Origin of the sequence: Paracoccus chinensis (genome assembly GCF_900102885.1) — a bacterium.
GTDB lineage: Bacteria > Pseudomonadota > Alphaproteobacteria > Rhodobacterales > Rhodobacteraceae > Paracoccus > Paracoccus chinensis.
Map to the genome: position 1 here is coordinate 148705 of NZ_FNGE01000001.1, position 20854 is coordinate 169558.

Consider the following 20854-nt stretch of genomic DNA (forward strand, 5'->3'; position numbering starts at 1 on the left):
CCATGCGCCTTGCCTTCCCCCTTCTGGTCCTCGCGGCGCTGGCGGGCTGCTCCAATCCCGAGAAGACGGGACGCTACCTGATCGATCCGCCGACGCCGCAGGCCCGCGTCGCCAACAACCTCGGCACGGCGGAACTGCGGGACGTGTCGCTGCCCGAATACGCGGCCTCGGGCGAGGTCGCCTGGCAGACAGGCGACGGCGCGGTGCGGTCGAACCCGCGCAACCTGTGGGCCGACAACCCCGAACGCGCCTTCACCCTGACCCTGGCGCGGGCGATTTCCGACATGTCGGGCGCGACCGTCATCGCCGAGCCCTGGCCCCTGGCCGAGCCGCCCCGGCGACGGGTCGAGGTGCGGGTGGAAAAGGCGCTCGCGCAGCTGGACGGAATCTACCGGCTCAGCGGGCGCTATTACGTCTCGCAGGACAGCGCGGGCGGGACCAACCACGCGCGCAGCTTCGACATCGCCGTGCCGCTGCCGGTAACGCAAGGCTCGGCCAGCAGCCTGTCGCGGGGCGGCGCACGCAAGATCGAGGCCTCTCCGCCCGCCATCGCCGCCGCGCAGAACGCGGCCATCGCTCAGCTTGCGGCGCAGATCGCCACGCTGGGCGGACCAGGCGGTACGATCCGCACCACGGCGCCGCAGCTTGATCCGATCTTTTCGACGCCGCTGGAACCGCTGGCGCCACTGGAACCCCTGCCCGAGGTCAGCATCGAGCCGCTGGGCTGAGGCTCAGCCCTCGCCCGGCTCGAAGGCGCCGAAGCGGCCGGCTGCGAAGACCAGCGGATGGTCGTCCGGGCCGCCGACGGTGACCTGAGCCACGCGGCCCACCAGAACGCTGTGGTCCCCGCCCTCATGAACCGCATGGGCATGGCAGTCGAAGCGCGCCGCGACCCCGGGGATCAGCGGCGTGCCAAGCGCGGTCACGCCGAGGTCCAGCCCCTCGAACTGCGGGCCGCCGCGCGTGAAGCGCAGGCAGATGTCCAGTTGCTCGGCCCCCAACACGTGGATCGACCAGGCCTTGGCCTCCGCGAAGATGTCGTGGCGCGACGAGGACCGTGCCGGGCACCACAGCACCAGCGCCGGGTCCAAGGACACGCTGGTGAAGCTGTTGACCGTCATCCCGACGGGGCACTTCGGCCCCGCGACGGTGACAACGGTGACCCCCGTGGCGAAGCGTCCCAGCGCCTGTCGGAACAGGCGGCCGGGCTCGGTATCGGGATGAAAGCTGATGGCATCGGCCAGGCGGTCAAGCGACTCGGGCGGCAAACGGTTCATCCTGCGGCCCTTCCCGGTCCTGCCTGCGCGGGTTCTGGCGGCTCAACGTCCAGCGCCGCGATCAGTTCGTGGTGCAATCCCGGCGGGGCGACGATCAGCCCGTCGCCCAAGGGCGGCATCCGGTTGAAGACCAAGGCCCGCCCGCGCCGGTCCGTGACGGTGCATCCCGCCTGCACGGCAATGAGGCTTGCCGCCGCGACGTCCCATTCCCAGACGGGCCGCATCGACAGGGTGGCGTCGAACCGCCCTTCGGCAACAAGACACAGCCGCCAGGCCAGCGACGGCCGGAAGCTGCGCCTGATCCGGGGTACCCGGCGCCCGCGCCAGAAGGCGGGGTCCAGCGCGGCCTTGGTGGTCAGCACCTCGGCGCCCTCCAGCCGCGCCTTGCGGGGGCGGATCAGCTGGCCGTTGCGCGTGGCGGGCTGCCCGGCTGCGGCCGCATAGGTCACGCCGCGCGCGGGCTGGTGGACGACCCCGGCGACGGGCTGGCCGTCTTCCACCACGGCCACGGCCACGGCAAATCCGTCCTCGCCCGCGATGAAGGCGCGGGTGCCGTCGATCGGGTCAATGACGAAGACGCGGGCGGCCGTCGCGCGGCGGGGGTCCTCGGGGCTTTCCTCGCTGAGCCAGCCGTAATCGGGACGGGCCGCGCGCAGCGCCTGTTCCAGCGCGGCATTGACGGCCAGGTCGGCCTCGGACACCGGCCCCGCGCCTTCGTCCTTTTCCCAGTGGCGGAAGGTGCCGCGCCAATGGGCCAGCGCGATCTGCCCCGCCTCTTCGGCGGCCCGGACGATGAGGTCGAGGTCAGCTTCCGGCAACGGTCATTCCTTCGACCAGAAGGCTCGGAACGCGCAGGCTGCGCCAGTCGGGCAGGTCGCTGGCCGCCGTGATCCGCATCAGCATCTCGCGCAGGTTGCCGGCGATGGTGCATTCGTTGACGGGATAAGCGATCTCTCCGTTCTCGACCCAGAAGCCTGCCGCGCCGCGCGAATAATCCCCCGTGGTCGCGTTGATCGAGGCGCCCAGCATCGAGGTCACGACCAGCCCCCGCCCCATGTCGCGGACCAGGTCGGCGGGCGAAGCCGTCCCCGCCGTCAGCGCCACGTTCGTCACCCCCGGCGAGGGCGGCGAGGAGGTGCCCCGCACCGCATTCGCCGTCGAGGCCATCCCCAGCTTGCGCGCGGTCGCCAGATCCAGCGTCCAGCCCTGCAGCACGCCGCCTTCCACGATCATGCGGGACGCGGTCGGCAGCCCCTCGCCGTCGAAGGGGCGCGAGGCGCCGTGGCGCGGCAGGCGCGGGTTCTCGGTCAGGTCGAAGCCCCCCGGCAGGACCGGCTGGCCCAGGTCGTTGCGCAACCAGCTAGACCCGCGCGCCACCGCGCTGCCGTTCACGGCCGACAGCAGGTGCGAGATCAGGGTCGCGGCGACCCGCTCGTCGTAAAGGATCGGGAAGGCGCCGGTCGGGGGCTTCCTCGCCCCCCGCCGCGCCACCGTGCGCTCGCCCGCGCGGCGGCCGATCTCCTCGGGCGAGGGCAGGTCCTCGGCCCAGACGCGGCTTTCCCCGGCCCAGTCGCGTTCCATCCCCAGGCCCTCACCGGTGATGGCAACGGTGGACAGGCCGTGGCTGCTGCGCCTGTAGCCGCCCGAAAAGCCGTTGGTGCCGGCGATCCAGCTTCGGCGGTGCATGACCGAGGCGCTGGCGGATTCGACCATGCTGATGCCCTCGACCTCCAGCGCCGCCGCCTCGGCCCGCAGGGCCAGATCCAGCAGCGCCTCGGGCTCGGGCGCGGGGGCGCCATCGTCCAGTTCCAGCGCCGCCGTGTCCGGATCGCGGGCAAGCTGCGCGGGATCGGCCAGACCCACGTTGTCGTCCACGGGCGCCTCGCGCGCCATGGCGACGGCACGCTCGGCCATCTCGCGGATCGTGCGGTCGGACCGGTCGCTGGCCGAGACACAGGCCTGCCGCCCGTTCACGATGACGCGCAGGCCGATCTCGACCCCATCGGCGCGCTCGGCATGTTCCAGCGCGCGGCCCCGCACCTCGACCGAAAGGGACTCGCCCGCGACCGCCACCGCGTCGGCCTCGGTCGCGCCCGCGGCACGGGCGGCGGCCAGCAGGGCCTCGGTCAGGGGCGCGAGATCTTCGGGCGCGGGTCGGGTCATGGGCAAGGCCTTTCCGTGGATGCGCAAAAGGGGGCCGGACATCGCCCGGCCCCCGGTATTCGCCGTCACGTGGTGTTACTTCACCTGCTGGCCGTTGGCAAAGATCTGCCCGCCTTCGCGGAACTCGAACTGGCCGACCAGCGCGTCGCCGCCCTCGGGGGCGGGACGGGCAAAGAGCGCCAGCATCATCCGGTAGCCCGCGACCTCGTCCTGCGAGATGGCGCCCATCTGCACAAGCCGGTCGAGCAGGCCGTTCACGCCCTCGAACCGCGCCTGCACCTGGCCCACCGGCTGCTCGGGGTTGCCGCCCTCGGGCACGGACAACTCGCCCGAGGCATCCAGGCTGGCGCCCGCCGCCGCAAGGGCCAGCTTGTTGATCGACAGCTGCACCGGCTCGAAGGGGTTGGGGGTCTCGGCGGGAAGCTCGGCGCTGTCCTCGGCGGGCGCCGCGTCAGTTCCGGCCGAGGGCGCGGTGACAGGAGCCGCCGAATCGCCCTCGGCAGCGGGGGCATCGTCATGCGCGTGCGCCTCGCCCGCGGCCTCGGCCTCTTCCGCAGCCTCCATCAGCGCGGGATCGAACAGGTCCATGGTCACGCGGACCAGCCCGGTAAGATCGATGTCCAGGCTTGCCGGGTCGCGCGGCAGCACGCGGGCGCTGTCGAACATGTTCCAGACGCTGTCGGCCAGCGTCAGCCCGCCAATGGAATAGGCGAACTTGAAGGGCTGGGCCTCGGTGGCCTGCATCACCGGGAACTGCATGTCGAAGCTGGCCTCGGTCACGGTGTAGCCGACCGGCGCGGGCAGGTCGCTGACCGTCATCTCGGTCGAGGTCGAATCGAGCCCGCCCTGGTATTTCAGCCCTTCGGGACCCACGGCGACCGTGACGTCCAGCCCCTGCAGCGTGGTGTTCGCCTTGGCCGTGTCCTGCTGGCCCTGGTCGTCCGTTCCCGCGAAGTCGAGATCCAGCCGCCCCTGCCCCGCCGACAGCGCCGCCGTCACGTCCATGCCCGCCCGCAGGGCCGTATGCATGGCCTGGGTGATGTCCACATCCTTGGGCAGGCTGCCCGCGCTGGTGGCCTGCAGGTTCTCGAGTGAACCATTCACCTTGATGCGGCCCGGGGCCTCGGTGCCCTCGGGATCGGCATAGTCTGCCGCAATCTCCATCCGGTCGGCGGACATGGTCGCGTCGAAGCGCATCATCTCGGCGTCGGTGATCTGCTGGCGGCTGGTGGCATTCACCAGCTTGACCGAGGCGGGAACCTCGCGCGTTCCCTCGGCCGTCTGGACCGTCTGCAGCGCCAGCGTCAGCTCGCCCGAGCGGCTCTCATGGGTCATGTCCGCCGCGGTCCCGCCCGACACGATCTCGGTGTCGCGGGCGACCAGCGAACCGTTCAGCGTGACCTGCCCGCCCTCGGAGTCGCGGAAGGTCGCAGTCACGGGCGAGGTTTCGGCCAGCGTGGTGCGCACGCGTCCGTCGCCGGTGGCGGTCATGGTGATCTCGGGGGTGCGGAACTCGACCCTCGTACCCTCGTCGGGCTGGGCGTAGCCCACCACCACGTCCCGCAGGGTCAGCGTCTCGCCCGCCTCGTCGCGCGCGCCTTCGGTGACGGTGTAGCCGTTCGCCTTGTAATACTCGACCCAGTTCTGCCAGACTTCCGAGGGCGTCACCTCGGCCAGCGCGGGGGCGGCGCAAGCGACGACGGCAAGGACAGAGGTGGTCGTCCGCAAGAACATGAATCGATTCCTTTGAAGAATTACGGCGATGCGACGATAGACGGCGCATCGTCGCACATCCACGCGCCGCGTCACAGGAGACAGTCTTGATCGAAACGAATTCTTCCCGCGAGGGGTTCTTCACGATCGCGTTGAACCGGCCCGACAAGGCCAATGCCCTGACCCCCGGGATGATCGAACAGCTGATCGCGGCCGTGCGCTCGGCCGTGGACGGCGGCGCGCGGGCCATCGTGCTGACCGGCCGGGGGCGCGTCTTTTCCGCCGGCGCCGACCTGGAGGCCGCGCGGGCGGGCCTTGCGACCTCACCCTTGTGGGAAGAGCTTTCGGGCGCGATCGCCGAGGCCCCGGCGCTGACCATCGCCGCGCTGAACGGGACGGCGGCGGGCGGGGCGCTGGGGATGGTGCTGGCCTGCGACCTGCGCATCGCGGTGCCCGAGGCGCGGATCTTCTATCCGGTGATGAAGCTGGGCTTCCTGCCCCAGCCTTCGGACCCTGCCCGGCTGGGGGCGCTGGCGGGGCGGTCGCGGGCGGCGATGATCCTGATGGCGGGCCAGAAGATCGGGGCCGAAACGGCGCTGGGATGGGGCCTTCTCGACCGGATCGTGCCGTCTGATGCACTGATCGAGACGGCCGGGGAACTGGCCGCCGACGCGCTGGGCGCGGCGCCCGCCCATGTGGCGGGGGTCAAGCGGATGATCCGCGGCTGAAGGCTCAGGGATGCGTCGGCGGGTTCGCGCGCGTCACGATGAAGACCGCCACCGCCGACAGGACCGCCACCTGCACCGCCCAATAGGGATGGGGCAGGATGAACCAGCTGACGCAAAGCCCGACCGCCATGCTGACGCAGACGATGACCTTGACGCGGGGGTCAATGGCCCGGTGTTCCTGCCAGTCCCGGATCTGGGGGCCGAACACCGGATGCGTCATCAGCATGTCGTGGAACCGCGGCGACGAGCGGTTGAAGGCGAAGGCCGCCACGATCAGGAAGGGCACGGTGGGCATGATCGGCAGCACCGTCCCGGCGAAGGCCAGGACGACAGCCAGAATCCCGATCGCACCCCAGAGAAGCCGCATCAGTAGCGGTAATGCTCCGACTTGAAGGGCCCCTCGACCGGAACGCCGATGTAGTCGGCCTGGTCGGGACGCAACTGGGTCAGCTTGACCCCGATCTTGTCCAGGTGCAGCCGCGCGACCTTTTCATCCAGCGCCTTGGGCAGGATGTAGACGCCGGGCTGGTATTCGTCGCCCTTGGTCCACAGTTCGATCTGCGCCAGCACCTGGTTGGTGAAGCTGGCCGACATGACAAAGGACGGGTGGCCCGTGGCGTTGCCGAGGTTCAGCAGGCGGCCCTGGGACAGCAGAATGATGCGGTTGCCCGAGGGCATCTCGATCAGGTCCACCTGGTCCTTGACGTTGGTCCACTTGTGGTTGCGAAGGGCCGCGACCTGGATCTCGTTGTCGAAATGGCCGATGTTGCCGACAATGGCCATGTCCTTCATCTCGCGCATGTGCTCGATGCGGATCACGTCCTTGTTGCCGGTGGTGGTGACGAAGATGTCGGCAGTGGACACCACGTCTTCCAGCAGCACGACCTCGAAGCCGTCCATCGCGGCCTGCAGCGCGCAGATCGGATCCACTTCCGTGACCTTCACGCGCGCGCCCGCGCCGCGCAGGCTGGCGGCCGAGCCCTTGCCCACGTCGCCATAGCCGCAGACCACGGCGACCTTGCCCGCCATCATCACGTCGGTCGCGCGGCGGATGCCGTCCACGAGCGATTCCTTGCAGCCGTACTTGTTGTCGAACTTGGACTTGGTGACGCTGTCGTTCACGTTGATCGCCGGGAACGGCAGGCGGCCCTGCTTGTGCAGGTCATACAGGCGATGGACGCCCGTCGTGGTTTCCTCGGACACGCCGCGGATGGCGTCGCGCTGGCGGGCGAACCAGCCCGGCGACTGCGCGAGCCGCTTGCGGATCTGGGCGAACAGCGCCTCTTCTTCCTCGGACTGGGGCACGGCGATCAGGTCGGTCTCGCCCGCCTCGACCCGCGCACCCAGCAGGATGTACATCGTGGCGTCGCCGCCGTCGTCGAGGATCATGTTCGCGCCTTCCGGGAACTGGAAGATGCGGTCGGTATAGGCCCAGTATTCCTCCAGCGTCTCGCCCTTGACGGCGAAGACGGGGATGCCGGCGGCGGCGATGGCCGCGGCGGCGTGGTCCTGGGTGGAATAGATGTTGCAGGACGCCCAGCGCACCTCGGCGCCCAGCGCGACCAGCGTCTCGATCAGCACGGCCGTCTGCACCGTCATGTGCAGGCTGCCCGCAATGCGCGCGCCGGTAAGCGGCCTGGCCGCGCCGAATTCCTCGCGCAGGGCCATGAGGCCCGGCATCTCGGTCTGCGCGATGTCCAGCTCCTTCCGGCCGAAATCGGCCAGACCGATGTCGCGCACGAGATAGTCTTGGGGAGCTACCTGATTCATCGAGGGCCTCACGGGGAAATGGAACAGGGCGGCCTTGTCACAGACCGCCCTCGAAGGCAACGCAGCTTGGGTGAAACGCAGCGTTTTTCCCGCTCAACCCAGGCCGACCTTGGCGTAGAAGGCGCCGGGATCGACCCCATCCTGGTAGCCGATGCCCGAGGCGATCACGCAATGGGTGTCGCCGCGTTCCAGAAGCACTGTCCAGGTGCCCATCATGTCCGAGCCCCAGAGCTGCGTCCCGTCGGCGCGGCGGGCCACCAGGTTCTCGTCGAATTCGGATTTCAGCGCGGTGCTGACAACGGGCGCGGCATCGCACCAGGGCAGGTTGCCGCTGGCTTCGGTCGTCTGGGCAGGCAGGCTGCGCACCAGCTCGACGACTTCGGGGCCGGACATGCCTGCGACGGCGGTCCATCCCCGGACGGGCGCGTTCAGCACGGGCGAGGGGACGACGGCGGATTGGGCGGCGCCCACGGAAAGGGTCGCGGCGAGGGCAGCAAGGGCAACTCGATGGAAACGCATAAGAAGCGCCTTTCCTCAAACATCGTCAAGCGGTTTCATCTGGCTCGTGACCAAAACACCACAATCCGGGCGCAGTTCCTGATCCCTTCCAGATGGACTCTTGACAAACCCGTGAAGGCTTGTGCTGGGGGTTGTTTTTCCATCACAATCCTGTCTCGAAAAATCCGCCTGCCTTGTGGCAGAGGGTAGCAATCGCGGTCCCGTCCTGCGACACTCGGGTCAAAACAAGACATCAGGCGGCGGGCAGGGCAGATGACGAACTGGTGGAGGATGGCGGCAGCGGCCACCGCGGCGGGCTGCATGCTGGCCGGCACGGCCGCGGGGCAAAGCGGCAGCGGCTCGGGGTCGTCGGCCTCCTCGCCCTTCTCGGGGCTGTTCTCGCGCGGCGACCCGGTCGCGAACTCGCCCGTCGACCTGCAATTCCGCGTCACGACCGGGGACGAGGACCTGGAACGGCGGCTGCGCAACACCTCGCGCATCACCGGCGCGCTGGTCGAGGGACGCTATACCGCCCAGGACGTGCTGGCGGCGGCGCGCGCGGATTACTCGCGCCTGCTGGGACTGCTTTACGACGAAGGCTTTTACGATTCGATCGTCGAGATCCGGCTGGACGGGGTCGAGGCGGCGGGGATCGCGCCGCTGGATGCGCCGGAGATCGTGCGCCAGGTGGTCGTGACCGTCGATCCGGGCCAGGCCTTCCGCTATTCGCGCGCCGAGATCGCGCCCGTCGCGCGCGGCACCGAACTGCCCGAGGATTACCGGGTGGGCGAGATCGCCCGCACTTCCGACATGCGGACGGCCGCCCGGGCCGGGGTCACCGGATGGCGCGACCAGGGCCATGCCAAGGCCGAGGTCGCCGCGACCGAGATCATCGCCGACCACGAGATCCACCGCGTCGAAAGCCGCATTGCCCTGTCCCCCGGGCCGCAGGTGCGCTTCGGCCAGTTGCGCGCGACCGGGAACCAGCGGCTCAGCACCCGCCGGCTTTACAAGATCGCGGGCTTCCCCGAGGGCGAGCGCTTCGACCCCGAGACGCTGGAGGAGGTCCGCCGCCGCCTGCGTCGCACCGGGGTCTTTTCCTCGATCACGTTGGAAGAGGCCGAGACGCTGGGCCCCGGCAACACGCTGGACGTCAACCTGACCGTGCTGGAACAGCGCCTGCGCCGGATCGGCGGGGGTTTCGAGATCAGCAGCACCGACGGGGCGCTGATCTCGGGCTACTGGATGCACCGCAACCTGCTGGGCGGGGGCGAACGGCTGCGCGTGGACGCCGAGGCCAAGGACATCGGCTCGGGCACCTCGGGGCGCGACTACCGCCTGGGCGTGCGGATCGACCGCCCCGCGACGATCACGCCCGACATCACCGCCTCGGTCGAGGCGCGGGCCGAGCGGCTGCGCGAGGAGGACTATGACCTCGACCTCGGGGTCCTCGGCTTCGGTCTGACCTGGCTGCCCAGCGAGCGGCTGACCGGCCAGACGACGCTGGAATACCGCCGCTCGCGCGTGCGCGACGACACGGGGATCACCGATTTCGAGATCCTGGCCCTGCCGACCTCGGTCACCTGGGACCGTCGCGACGAGCCCACGGACGCCAAGCGCGGCTATTGGCTGACCGCAACGGGCACGCCCTTCTACGGGCTGAACGAGGCCGGGTCCGGCCTGCGGCTGGTGGGCGAGGGCCGCGCCTACCGCAGCTTCGGCACGGACAACCGCTTCACCCTGGCCGCGCGGGCGCGGGCCGGGTCGATCTGGGGGTCGGACATCGCCGAAACCCCGCGCGAGTTCCTGTTCTATTCGGGCGGCGGCGGCTCGGTCCGGGGCCAGCCCTACGAATCCCTCGGCGTGCGGGTGATCGAGGGGCCCGACGGCGTCACGGTCAAGACCGGCGGCATGAGCGTGGCGAACCTGACTGCCGAGGCGCGGGTGCAGGTCCGTCCCCGCATCGGCGTCGTGGCCTTTGCCGACGCGGGCCGGGTCTGGGCCGACAGCTCCTTCGAGGGGCAGACCGACTGGCACGCGGGCGCGGGTCTCGGCGTGCGCTACAACACCCCCATCGGCCCCTTGCGGCTGGACGTCGCGGGCCCCGTAGGCGGCGACACCGGCGAGGGCGTGCAGCTTTACCTTGGACTGGGGCAGGCCTTCTGATGAAACAGCTTCTGGCCGCCTTGGCCTTCGTCCTTCTGCTGCCCGTGACGCCGATCACCGCGCAGGAACCCCCGGCCCCGCCCGCCTCCGAGGCTGCCGCCGAAGCGGAAGGCGGCATTGCCGCCGAGGCCGCCGAGATTTCCGCCGAGGTCGAGGACGACCAGGGCTTCATCACCCGCTTCCTGGAACGCAACCTGTCCAGCGCCGGCCGGCAGGTCGAGATCCGGGGCTTCCAAGGGGCGCTGTCCTCCCGCGCGACATTCACCGAACTGACCATCGCCGATGACCAGGGCGTCTGGATCACGCTGCGCAACGGCGCGATCCAGTGGAACCGCTCGGCCCTTTTCGCCCGGCGCATCGACATCCAGGAACTGTCCGCGGAGGAAATCATCATCCCCCGCCTGCCCCAGGGCGAGGGTGACCCCCGCACCCCCGAGGTGCGCGAATTCGCCCTGCCCACCCTGCCCGTGGGCATCAACATCGCCCGCATCGCGGCGGGCCGGGTCGACCTGGGTCAGCCCGTCATCGGCGAGGCGGCCGTGGTATCGCTCGACGGCGCGATGAACCTTGCAGGCGGCGAGGGCGCGGCGCGGCTGGCCATCAACCGCGTGGACGGCAAGCGCGGCACCTTCGCCGTGGACGCGGGCTTTTCCAACGCCACCACCGTCCTGCGACTGGACGTGAAGCTCGATGAAGCCGAGGGCGGGCTGTTCGCCAACCTCGTGGGCCTTTACAACCGTCCGGCCGTGCAGGCCGAGATCCGGGGCGAGGGGCCGCTGCGCGACTTCATGGCCGAGGTCCGGCTGGCGACGAACGGGCAGGATCGCGTGACTGGCCGCGTCTCGGCCCGCACCGAGGCCGGGTCGGACAACACCCCCGGCACCGCCTTCCGGCTGGAACTGGGCGGGGACGTCGCAAGCCTTCTGCCACCCGAGAACGCGCCCTTCTTCGGCCCGCAATCGCAGGTGCTGGTCGAGGGCTGGCGCGGCGAGAACGGGCGGCTGTCGCTGCCGGTCCTGCTGATTGACACGGAATCTCTGAACCTGACCGGCTCGGTCACGACCAACGAACAGGGCGCGCCGCAATCCGTGGTGCTGCTGATGTCGCTGGGCGAGGATGCGGGCGCGACCACCCTGCCCGCCCGCCTGCCCCTGCGGGGCGAGCCCATCGACGTGCAGTCGGGCAACCTGCAGATCAGCTATGACGCCGCGCAAAGCGATGCCTGGACCCTGAACGGGCGCCTGGGCGACGTGACCCGCGGGGCCAACCGCATCGGCGCGCTGACGCTGGAGGGTGGCGGCTCGGTCCGGCTGGAAAACGGAAAGTTGCAGGCCGTGCTGGGCCGCATCGGCTTCGGCACCCAGGGACTTTCGCTGGCCGATGCCGGGCTGCAGGCCGCGCTCGGGGCCGAGATCACAGGCGAGACCGGCTTCGACTTCACCCCCGGCAACGCGCTGGAACTTGCGGGCTTCAGCCTGTCGGGGCGCGACTACGGCCTCAGTGGCGACATCCTGATCGACGGGCTGCGCTCGGGGATCACCGTCTCGGGGGCGCTGGACGCGGCCTACGAGGACGTGTCGCACCTGTCCGCGCTGGCCGGGCGGCCCCTGACGGGACAGGCCTCGGGGCGCGTGAGTGGGCTTTACACCGTTCTGACCCGCGGCTTCGACGCCGAGGTCGAGCTGAACGGCACCGACATCACCCTGAACCAGGAACAACTGGATCGTCTGCTGGCTGGCGAGGCCGCGATCACCGCCAGCGCGCGCCGCGACGAGACGGGGATCGAGATCCGTGACCTGACGGTCGACGGACAGCGGCTGACCGCGCGGGCGCAGGGGCTCATCAGTTCAACCGCGACCGACCTGCGCGCGACGATGCGGCTGGCCAGCCTGACCGACGCCGACGCTGCGATGGCCGGCGCGCTTGAGGCCGAGGCGACGGTGACCGGCGCCCCCGGCGCGCGTCGCGTCAGCGTCGAGGGGATGGCCACGGACCTCGTGCTGGGTTTCGAACAACTGGATCCGGTGCTGCAGGGCCGGACCGAGCTTCTGGCCGTCGCGCAGGAACGCGAGGGCAGCTTCGTCATCGACAGCTTCCGCCTGACGAACCCGCAGATCGCGGCGGAAGGCAGCGGCAGCTTCGGCGAAGTCCTGGACGCCACCCTCGACCTGAACATCCCCAGCCTGACCGCTCTGCGCCCCGAGATGTCGGGCGCCGTCCAGGCGACGGCCCGCGTCAGCGGCCGCGACGGCGCGCGCGTCTTCGAGGTCAGCGGCACCGGCGAGGACCTGCGGCTGGGCCAGCAGGACGTGGACGGCGCGCTGACCGGCACGACCGAGTTCCGTCTGTCCGCCGAGCAGACCCCGGACAGCCTGACCATCAACGACCTGCGCCTGACGAACCAGCAGATGCAGGCCACTGTCGCGGGCACAGTGGGCGAGAACGTCACCGACCTCAGCGGGAACCTCGACATCCGCTCGCTGGCCGCCTTCGGACGCGGCTGGCGCGGCGCGGTGCAGGTGAGCGGCAGCCTTCAGGATGACGGCAGCGGCGTCCGGCGGCTGGTGGTGGATGGCACGGGGCAGGACCTGTCGCTGGGCCAGCGTAACGTGGACGGGATGCTGGCGGGCGAAACGCGGCTGACCCTGCGCGGCAGCCAGCAGGGCCAGCTTTTCACCATCGAGCAGGCGATCCTCGACAATCCCAGCGCGCGGGCCGACATCTCGGGCGTTATCGGGAACGGCAGCACGGATGTCAGCGGGCAGGTGGACCTGCGTGACCTGTCGGCGCTGGGACTGGGCTGGCGCGGGTCCTTCGCGGCCCGGGGCAGCTTTGCCGATGACGGCACCGGCACCCGGCGGCTGGTGGTGGACGGAACGGCGAATGACCTGTCATTGGGGCAGGCGCAGGCCGACGCCGCGCTGGCTGGGGAAACCCGCCTGACCTTGCGCGGGACCGAGCGCGAGGGCGTGCTGACGATCGACGAGGCGGTGGTGGACAACCCGCGCCTGAACGCCACGGCGCAGGGCACCCTGGGCGCGGGGCAGACCGACGTGACAGCGCAACTGCGCGCCGACAGCCTCGCCTTCCTCGGCCGCGGCATCGGTGGCGGACTGACCGCAAGCGCGCGCCTGACCGACACGCCCCAAGGCCGCCGAGTCACTGCCGAAGGGACCGCCAGCGGGCTGCGGATCGGCAACGAGCAGGTGGACCGGCTGCTGTCGGGCGCCACCCGCTTCGATGCGGCCGCCACCCTGCCCCGCCAGGGCCCGATCGCCATCGAGCGGCTGAACGCGAGCAACCCGCAGTTGCGGATCAGCGCGGATGGCTCGGCCACGGCGCTGAACGTGGATGCGGGGCTGGCGAACACGGGCCTGCTGGTGCCGGGCCTGACGGGGCCGGCGACCGTGACCGGCAGCGTCCGGCAGACGGGCGGCAGCTACGCGCTGGACCTGGCCGCGACCGCGCCGGGCGGCACCCGCGCCACCGTGGCGGGCAGCCTGGCCGCGGATTTCTCGAACGCCGACATCCGCGTCTCGGGGGTCAGCGACGCCGCGCTGGTGAACCCGCTGCTGCGCACGCGCTCGATCGCCGGGTCGGTGGACTTCGACCTTGCGCTGAACGGGCGCCCCGCGCTCGAGAACCTGTCGGGCCGGGTCAGCCTGCCCAATGCGCGGCTTGCGGACCCCAATATCGGCCTGTCGGTCGAGAATCTGTCGGCCACAGCCGACATCGCGGGCGGGCTGATCACCGTCAATGCGACGGGGGCCATCGCGGACGGCGGCACCCTGACCGTCACCGGCCCGGTGGACCTGCGCAACGGCACGCAACTGGACCTTCAGGCGCGGCTGAACCAGGTCGTCCTGCGCGACCCCAACCTGTACGAGGCGGTGGCGGACGGCACGGTTTCGATCTCGGGCAACCCGGCCGACGGGCCGCTGGTCACGGGCGCGCTGACCCTGGGGCCGGTCGAGTTCCGCATCCCCAACACGGGCTTGGGCGGCCGGGCGATCCCCGACATCGTGCACCTGAACGACCGCCCTCCAGTCCGGGCCACCCGCGCCAAGGCGGGGCTGCTGCCCTTTCCCAGCGCCGACAGCCGCATCGCGGGCATGGTGGCGCCCCCCGCCACGCCGCCCGCGAATCCCGCGCGTCTGGACCTGACGATCAACGCGCCGAACCAGGTCTTCGTGCGGGGGCGCGGCGTGGACGCGGAACTGGGCGGGCAGATCCGCCTGACCGGCACTGCCCGCAACGTCGTCCCCATCGGCTCGCTGCAGCTGATCCGGGGACGCGTGGATCTGCTGGGCCGCCGCTTCGACATGACCGAGGGGCTGATCGAGATGCAGGGCAGCCTCGTGCCCGTTCTGCGTCTGGTTGCGCAAACGCAAGCCGACGGGATCACCACCCGCATCGTCATCGACGGCGACCTGCGCGACCCCGAGATCACCTTCCAGTCCGATCCCGAGCTGCCCGAGGAAGAGGTGCTGTCGCAACTGCTGTTCGGGCGCGGCCTTGAAACCATCTCGCCCCTGCAGGCGGCGCAGCTGGCCAATGCCGTGGCCGTGCTGGCGGGACGGGGTGGCGAGGGGCTGGTCGGCAACCTGCGCAACGCCGCCGGGCTGGACGACCTGGACCTGACGACGGACGACGAGGGCAACATCTCGGTCCGCGCCGGGCGCTACCTGTCGCGCAACCTTTACAGCGACGTTTCAGTGGATGCCGACGGCAAGTCCCGGATCAACCTCAACCTGGACGTGAACGACGCGATCACGGCGCGCGGCTCGGTCGCCAGCGACGGCGAAAGCACGCTGGGCGTTTTCTACGAGCGCGATTACTGAGGCGGCGCCCCGGCCATGGTTCCGGGGCGTCGATCCCTGCCAACATTCTGGAATCTTGCGGCAAGCAGGGGCATTCTCTAATGTCCTTGGCAAACCGCACCATCGGATCGAGACACGCTTGGAACGTCGCTTCTTCATCGGCACGATGACTGCCGCGCTGGCTGGCGCCATGCTGCCTCCCCAAACCGGGCGGGCGCAGGACATCACGGCCCCGGCCGAGGCCGAGCCCGTCCTGTTCAGCTTCGAGGAAGTGGCGCGGATCGCCGCCGACCTTGCGCGCGCACCCTATGTCGAACCGCCCTCGACGCTGGACCCGCCCTTCCGCGACCTGGGCTATGACGCCTATCGCGGAATCCGCTTCCGGCGCGAGGCCGACCCTTGGGCCGCCATTCCCGGCTTCGGGCTGGATCTCCTGCCGCCGGGGATGCTGTTCACCCAGCCTGTGCGGATCAACCTGGTCGAGGCGGGGGTCGTGCGCCCCTTCCCCTTCGATCCCTCGGTCTTCGATTATCACGAGAACTCCTTCCCGCCCGACGCCGCCCAGATGCCGCCCGGCAACATGGGCTGGTCGGGCTTCCGCCTGCGGACGGTGATGAACCACCCCGGCTTCCTGGACGAGATGGCCGTCTTCCAGGGGGCGAGCTACTTCCGCGTCCTCGGCCGCGGCAGCCGCTACGGCCTGTCCGCCCGCGGCCTCGCCATCGGCACCGGCAGCCGCGAGGGCGAGGAGTTTCCTGCCTTCCGCGAGTTCTGGATCCACACCCCCGACCAGACCGGGCAGAGCGTCACGGTTCATGCGCTTCTGGACAGCCCCTCGGTCGCGGGCGCCTTCGAGTTCATTCTGACGCCCGGCGACGACACGGTGGTGGCGACCCGCGCGGCGCTGATCCCGCGCCGCGACCTGGCGGACGTGGGGCTTGCGCCGCTGACCTCGATGTTCTGGTTCGGTCCCGGCGACCGCGGCAGTTTCGACGACTATCGCCCGGCCGTCCATGACAGCGACGGGCTGGAAATGGTGACGGGCGGCGGGCTGCGCTTGTGGCGGGCGCTGAACAACCCGGCGACCCTGCAGATCTCGGCCTTCGCCGACCGCAATCCGCGCGGCTTCGGCCTGATGCAGCGCGGGCGCGACTTCGACGTCTACCAGGACGCCGAGGCCCGCTATGAGCTGCGCCCCTCGGGCTGGATCAAGCCTGCGCCGGGCTGGGGCGACGGGTCCGTGGTGCTGGTCGAAATCCCCGTCCAGTCCGAGTTCCACGACAACATCGTGTCCTTCTGGAAGCCAGCCGAGCCGCTGGTCGCGGGCGTGCGCCATGATTTCGCCTATGAACAGCGCTTCGGCATGGCGCCGGGCGACGGCTTCCCGGTCGCGCGGGTGCGCCAGACCCGCTCGGGGCGGTCGGTGAACGCGCAAGGGGCGCGCAGCTATTTCATCGATTTCGACCTGGACCTGTTCCAGGACCAGCCCGACCCCGTCGCCGTGGTCAGCGCCTCGGCCGGCAATGTCGAGCATCCCTATGTCGTGCGCCTGCCGGGCGAAGGGCTGCTGCGCCTTGCCTTCGAGTTCCGGCCCGAACGCGTCGACCTGGCCGAGATCACCGCCCGGCTGGAAACCCCGGATGGCAGCCCGCTGAGCGAGACCTGGCTGTACCGCTGGACAAGGGAATGATCGGTTGGAACGGACCGATCCACCCCTGCTGACCGACCGGGACGCCCCGGCCGGGATGATCCACCGCCCCGCGCCCATGCCTCCGGTCGCAGGATCGCGCTGGCTGGGCCACATGCCTCCGGTCCCGCCGGAAGCGCCCCTGCCCATGCCTGCGCAGGACTTCCGCGCAGCCCCTCCTCCGGGTCCCGCGCGCGAGCCTGCCACGGCCAGCGTGCTGGCAGCGCGGCTGATCGCCTTCGGCGGCGCGGCGCTGATCACGGCCATCGGCTTCTGGCAGATGCTGATCGTCTTCAGTGACGGCATCCAGCCGCTGCAATGGGCGCTGCTGGCCTTCTTCACCCTGACCTTCGGCTGGGTCGGCTTCAGCTTCTGTTCGCTGATCGCGGGGCTGGTCGCCCGCCCGCCCGTGACGCCCGCCGATCCGGGGACCGCCCGTGTCGCCATCGTGATGCCCATCTATCACGAGGACCCCGCCGACAGCATGGGGATGCTGGGCGCCCTGGCCGACCAGCTGGCCGAGGCGGGCCTGTCCGACCGCGCCGAGATCTTCGTCCTGTCCGACAGCCGCGACCCCGAGTTCTTCGCGGCCGAGACGCTGGCCGTCGCCGCCCTGCGCGACCATTGCCCCCTGCCCGTCTGGTATCGCAGGCGCACCGACAACACCGGACGCAAGGCGGGCAACATTGCCGAGTTCGTGCGCCGCTGGGGCGGGCGCTACGACCAGATGGTGGTGCTGGACGCCGACAGCGTCGTCAGCGGCGATGTCGTGCGCCAGATGAGCGCGCGGATGAGCGCCGATCCCGCGATCGCCCTGATCCAGACCCTGCCGATGCTGGTCGGCGGCCAGACCCTGTTCGCCCGCGTGATCCAGTTCGCGGGCCGGGTCTATGGCCCGCCCATCGGGCGCGGGGTCGCCGCCTGGTCGGGCGACAACGGCAATTTCTGGGGCCACAACGCGATGATCCGCGTCAGGGCCTTCGCCGAATGCTGCGGCCTGCCGGAACTGCCCGGCTCGCCCCCCTTCGGCGGCACGATCCTGTCGCATGACTTCGTGGAGGCCGCGCTGCTGCGACGCGCCGGCTGGAAGGTCCGGCTCGACTGGGACCTGCGCGCCAGCTACGAGGGCTGCCCGCCGACGCTGCTGGACATGGCCGTGCGCGAGCGCCGCTGGGCGCAGGGCAACCTGCAGCACCTGCGCCTGATCGGGGCGCGCGGCTTCACCGCCATCAGCCGGGTTCATTTCGTGATCGGCGTCCTCGGCTTCCTGATGAGCCCGGTCTGGCTGGCCATGATCCTTGTCGGCCTTGCGCTGACCGCCAACGTGATCCTGTCGCGGCCCGAGTATTTCCCCAACAGCTACCAGCTGTTCCCCGACTGGCCGACCTTCGACGCGGCGCGCATGACCTGGCTGTTCGTCGCCGCCATGACGCTGCTGCTGCTGCCCAAGTTCGTGGCGCTGGGACGGGCTTGGCGGCGGCCGCTGGCCTCGGACGTGGGCGGTCGGCCCCGCATCCTGCTGAGCGCCCTGTTCGAGATCGTGCTGTCGGCGCTGATCGCCCCCGTTCAGATGCTGATCCAGACCCGCCAGATCCTCGAGATCCTGCGCGGTCGCAATTCGGGCTGGGAAAGCCAGGTCCGCAAGGGCTCGATGCCGCCTTGGGGCCTCGTGCTGCGCCGCCACGCGATCCATGTCGTCTCGGGCGTGGTCACGCTGGTGGTGGTCACGATGCTGTCCCCCAGCCACGCGCTGTGGCTGTCGCCCATCCTCGCGGGGCTGATCCTCGCGCCGGCGATCTCGCGCTGGACCGCCTCGCCCGTCTTCGGCCGCTGGGCGCGCATGGCGGGCCTGCTGGTCACGCCCGAAGAACGTGTGCCTCCCGCCATCGTCGTCTCCAGCATGGCCCATGCACGCCGGCTGCGCCATGTCGAGGGCACCACCCCGGCCCTGGGACGGGACCCGCAGGCGCGGGCGCGCCATGTCGCCCTGCTGCCACCCCTGCCCGACCTGCCCGTGGCCGAGCGCCTGCCCGCCATCGCGGCCGAGGCCAAGATCAGCGCTGCCGCCTCACAGCCGCAGGCGCTGGGTTTCCTCGACCGGGCCGAGCGGGCCGCCCTGCTGTCCGATCCGCGGCTGCTTGAACGCTGGGCCGCGCTGCCAAGATGAGCCGGATCGTTTCGCTGGACATGCTGCGCGGTTACGCGCTGGTCTGCATCATGCTCAATCACATGCCGCACGGGGTGCTGAGGCAGGCAACGCTGACCAACTTCGCCATCTACGACTCGGCCGAACTGTTCGTGCTGCTGTCGGGCTTCCTTGTCGGTCTGGTCTGGATGAAGGTCGAGCGTTCGGAAGGCCGCCTGGCCGCGCAGTGGCGCTTTGCGAGGCGCGCGGGGCAGGTCTGGCTGGCGCTGGTCCTGGGCGGCATCATGCTGGCCCTGCTGTCACGCGGGCTGCTGGAACTGGGCTTCGCCCACAGCGCGATCTGGAACGAATACGCGCGCTGGATCATCGACGTGCCCGTGGGCTATGTCGCCACGCTGGCGCTGATGTGGATGCAGCCGAACCTGCTGGACGTGCTGGCGCTTTACGTCATCCTGCTCGCGCTCGCGCCCGTGCTGGTGCCCCTGATGCTGCGCTGGCCGGTGGCCTTCTTCGCGGGCTCGGTCGCGCTGTGGCTGGTGGCGGTTCCGCTGAACGCCGCCCTGCCGAACCAGCGGGTCGAGGGCGGACTGCTGTTCAACCCCTTCGGCTGGCAGCTTCTGTTCCACAGCGGCGTGGCCATGGGAGCCTTCCGCCACCGCTTCATGCCGGTGCTGCGCCGGCACGGCGCCTGGATCACGCTGCTGGCCGTCGCAGTGACCCTTTATTCACTGGGCATGGTGACCCTGTGGCGCATGGGTCCCGAGGGCAAGCGACTGGCTGACATCATGTGGCACGCGGTCGGCATCGTGGACAAATGGTCACTCGACTGGGTGCGCTACGTGGCGATCCTGGCGGCAAGCTGGCTGGTCGCCGTGCCGCTGGCGGGTCTGTTCGCCTGGATGGCCGCGACCGGGCCCGGGCGCGCGCTGGCCACCATCGGCAAAGGCGGGCTGGTGGCCTTTGTCGCCTGCGTGCTGCTGTCGGTCCTGGGTGATGCGATGATGGTCAGCTTGCCCCAAACGACCTTGGCACGGCTGGCCGTGGACCTGTGGACGATCGGTGCCCTGTGGCTGAGCGCCCATGTCTGGCTGAAAGCAAAGGCGCAGCGCGCGGCCAAGGGCCGGGCAAGCAGCTGAGATTTCAGGAAACTGGTGGAGCCGAGGGGAATCGAACCCCTGGCCTCATCATTGCGAACGATGCGCTCTACCAACTGAGCTACGGCCCCACAGGCGCGGTATTTGGCCGGTCGGCGAAGGGTTGTCAAGCAGCCTTCTTCAGCTCGTCGTGATATGGCCGCGGGTCCAGTCGGCCAGTTGCGCGGCGGGCCGAGCGCCGGCCAGGCGCGCCCTCTCGCGGCCGTCCCGGAACAGGATGAAGGCGGGGATTCCCTGGATGTTGAAGCGCACGGTCGCGTCGGGATGGCTTTGCGTGTCGATCTTGGCCAGCCGGGCCGTGCCCTGCAGCATCGTGGCGGTTTTCTCGAACTCGGGTGCCATCATCCGACAGGGGCCGCACCAGGGTGCCCAGAAATCGACCAGCAGCGGCAGATCATCCGTCCGGGCCGCCTTTTCAAGCGTGGCGAAATCTAGCGCTACGGGCTTGCCGGGCAGCAGAGCCGCCCCGCAGGTGCCGCATTTTGGTCCCGCCGACAATCGGTCCTGCGGGACGCGGTTGACCTGACCGCAGTGCAGGCATGTCAGCTTGAGCGACATGGCCGCTCAGAAGATGCCGATGAGATAGAACAGGATGATGACGATGACGGGAACGCCGAGAAGCCAGGCGATGATGCCCTTCATGGAAAATTCCTTTCGGTTCATGACTGTGGGCCAACGCCGCCACCGGGATGAGGTTCCTGCATCATGGCGGCGCGTCAGCCGGGCGTCCTG

General features: G+C 70.1%; 15 protein-coding genes and 1 tRNA gene. 7 read left to right on the top strand and 9 right to left on the bottom strand.

The annotated features are described in order from the left end of the window. Nucleotides 1–2 precede the first annotated feature (2 nt). Nucleotides 3–728 (top strand): PqiC family protein, encoded by a 726-nt coding sequence (locus tag BLQ03_RS00690; RefSeq protein WP_090751612.1) that lies wholly within the window; start codon nucleotides 3–5, stop codon nucleotides 726–728. A 3-nt stretch (nucleotides 729–731) separates the two neighbouring features. Here the strand turns inward: BLQ03_RS00690 and ferA are convergent, their stop codons facing one another. From ferA to BLQ03_RS00710, 4 genes are all read right to left on the bottom strand, one after another. Next, nucleotides 732–1277 carry a flavin reductase FerA gene (ferA, locus tag BLQ03_RS00695; protein WP_090751614.1) on the bottom strand — a complete coding sequence of 182 codons (546 nt, stop codon included), beginning with the start codon at nucleotides 1275–1277 and terminating at the stop codon, nucleotides 732–734. Then, nucleotides 1274–2095 (bottom strand): 3'(2'),5'-bisphosphate nucleotidase CysQ, encoded by an 822-nt coding sequence (locus BLQ03_RS00700; protein ID WP_090751617.1) that lies wholly within the window; start codon nucleotides 2093–2095, stop codon nucleotides 1274–1276. The genes ferA and BLQ03_RS00700 overlap by 4 nt, the downstream gene beginning before the upstream one ends. After that, nucleotides 2082–3440, bottom strand: coding sequence for a TldD/PmbA family protein (locus BLQ03_RS00705; protein WP_090751619.1), 1359 nt, complete (start codon nucleotides 3438–3440; stop codon nucleotides 2082–2084). Before BLQ03_RS00705 ends, BLQ03_RS00700 begins: the two co-directional genes overlap by 14 nt. Nucleotides 3441–3515: 75 nt before the next feature. Continuing rightward, complete coding sequence (locus BLQ03_RS00710; protein ID WP_090751621.1) at nucleotides 3516–5174, bottom strand: DUF2125 domain-containing protein; 1659 nt, start codon at nucleotides 5172–5174, stop codon at nucleotides 3516–3518. 86 nt (nucleotides 5175–5260) lie between these two features. Here BLQ03_RS00710 and BLQ03_RS00715 point away from each other — a divergent pair, with 86 nt between their 5' ends. Next, nucleotides 5261–5881, top strand: a complete 621-nt coding sequence (locus BLQ03_RS00715) for an enoyl-CoA hydratase/isomerase family protein (protein WP_090751623.1) — start codon at nucleotides 5261–5263, stop codon at nucleotides 5879–5881. A gap of 4 nt (nucleotides 5882–5885) precedes the next feature. Here the strand turns inward: BLQ03_RS00715 and BLQ03_RS00720 are convergent, their stop codons facing one another. From BLQ03_RS00720 to BLQ03_RS00730, 3 genes are all read right to left on the bottom strand, one after another. Continuing rightward, a complete protein-coding gene (locus tag BLQ03_RS00720) occupies nucleotides 5886–6248 on the bottom strand; it encodes a YbaN family protein (RefSeq protein WP_090751625.1) in 363 nt (120 codons plus the stop codon). Then, nucleotides 6248–7651 carry an adenosylhomocysteinase gene (gene ahcY / locus BLQ03_RS00725; RefSeq protein WP_090751627.1) on the bottom strand — a complete coding sequence of 468 codons (1404 nt, stop codon included), beginning with the start codon at nucleotides 7649–7651 and terminating at the stop codon, nucleotides 6248–6250. Before ahcY ends, BLQ03_RS00720 begins: the two co-directional genes overlap by 1 nt. Nucleotides 7652–7744: 93 nt before the next feature. Further along, on the bottom strand, nucleotides 7745–8170 hold the full coding sequence (locus tag BLQ03_RS00730) for a hypothetical protein (protein ID WP_090751630.1): 426 nt from the start codon (nucleotides 8168–8170) through the stop codon (nucleotides 7745–7747). Between the two features lie 252 nt (nucleotides 8171–8422). Here BLQ03_RS00730 and BLQ03_RS00735 point away from each other — a divergent pair, with 252 nt between their 5' ends. From BLQ03_RS00735 to BLQ03_RS00755, 5 genes are all read left to right on the top strand, one after another. Further along, nucleotides 8423–10315: an autotransporter assembly complex protein TamA gene (locus tag BLQ03_RS00735; protein WP_245688620.1), complete on the top strand. Its 1893-nt coding sequence runs from the start codon at nucleotides 8423–8425 to the stop codon at nucleotides 10313–10315. Next, nucleotides 10315–15156: a translocation/assembly module TamB domain-containing protein gene (locus tag BLQ03_RS00740; protein WP_090751634.1), complete on the top strand. Its 4842-nt coding sequence runs from the start codon at nucleotides 10315–10317 to the stop codon at nucleotides 15154–15156. Before BLQ03_RS00735 ends, BLQ03_RS00740 begins: the two co-directional genes overlap by 1 nt. Nucleotides 15157–15274: 118 nt before the next feature. Continuing rightward, nucleotides 15275–16825 carry an OpgD/OpgG family glucan biosynthesis protein gene (locus BLQ03_RS00745; protein ID WP_090751636.1) on the top strand — a complete coding sequence of 517 codons (1551 nt, stop codon included), beginning with the start codon at nucleotides 15275–15277 and terminating at the stop codon, nucleotides 16823–16825. 4 nt (nucleotides 16826–16829) lie between these two features. Then, entirely contained in the window at nucleotides 16830–18989 is a 2160-nt protein-coding gene (mdoH, locus tag BLQ03_RS00750; protein ID WP_245688621.1) for a glucans biosynthesis glucosyltransferase MdoH, read from the top strand. Further along, nucleotides 18986–20104, top strand: coding sequence for an OpgC domain-containing protein (locus BLQ03_RS00755; RefSeq protein WP_090751638.1), 1119 nt, complete (start codon nucleotides 18986–18988; stop codon nucleotides 20102–20104). The genes mdoH and BLQ03_RS00755 overlap by 4 nt, the downstream gene beginning before the upstream one ends. A 13-nt stretch (nucleotides 20105–20117) precedes the next feature. Here the strand turns inward: BLQ03_RS00755 and BLQ03_RS00760 are convergent. Then, nucleotides 20118–20193 (bottom strand) — tRNA-Ala (locus BLQ03_RS00760). 49 nt (nucleotides 20194–20242) lie between these two features. Further along, nucleotides 20243–20680, bottom strand: a complete 438-nt coding sequence (trxC, locus tag BLQ03_RS00765; protein WP_090751640.1) for a thioredoxin TrxC — start codon at nucleotides 20678–20680, stop codon at nucleotides 20243–20245. Between the last annotated feature and the right edge of the window lie 174 nt (nucleotides 20681–20854).

Excerpts from the sequence above, each read along its gene's own strand:
- ahcY (WP_090751627.1), bottom strand. The coding sequence starts at position 7,651 with ATGAATCAGGTAGCTCCCCAAGACTATCTCGTGCGCGACATCGGTCTG.
- BLQ03_RS00705 (WP_090751619.1), bottom strand. The coding sequence starts at position 3,440 with ATGACCCGACCCGCGCCCGAAGATCTCGCGCCCCTGACCGAGGCCCTG.
- BLQ03_RS00735 (WP_245688620.1), top strand. The coding sequence starts at position 8,423 with ATGACGAACTGGTGGAGGATGGCGGCAGCGGCCACCGCGGCGGGCTGC.
- BLQ03_RS00690 (WP_090751612.1), top strand. The coding sequence starts at position 3 with ATGCGCCTTGCCTTCCCCCTTCTGGTCCTCGCGGCGCTGGCGGGCTGC.
- BLQ03_RS00740 (WP_090751634.1), top strand. The coding sequence starts at position 10,315 with ATGAAACAGCTTCTGGCCGCCTTGGCCTTCGTCCTTCTGCTGCCCGTG.
- BLQ03_RS00730 (WP_090751630.1), bottom strand. The coding sequence starts at position 8,170 with ATGCGTTTCCATCGAGTTGCCCTTGCTGCCCTCGCCGCGACCCTTTCC.
- BLQ03_RS00710 (WP_090751621.1), bottom strand. The coding sequence starts at position 5,174 with ATGTTCTTGCGGACGACCACCTCTGTCCTTGCCGTCGTCGCTTGCGCC.
- trxC (WP_090751640.1), bottom strand. The coding sequence starts at position 20,680 with ATGTCGCTCAAGCTGACATGCCTGCACTGCGGTCAGGTCAACCGCGTC.
- BLQ03_RS00755 (WP_090751638.1), top strand. The coding sequence starts at position 18,986 with ATGAGCCGGATCGTTTCGCTGGACATGCTGCGCGGTTACGCGCTGGTC.
- BLQ03_RS00720 (WP_090751625.1), bottom strand. The coding sequence starts at position 6,248 with ATGCGGCTTCTCTGGGGTGCGATCGGGATTCTGGCTGTCGTCCTGGCC.
- ferA (WP_090751614.1), bottom strand. The coding sequence starts at position 1,277 with ATGAACCGTTTGCCGCCCGAGTCGCTTGACCGCCTGGCCGATGCCATC.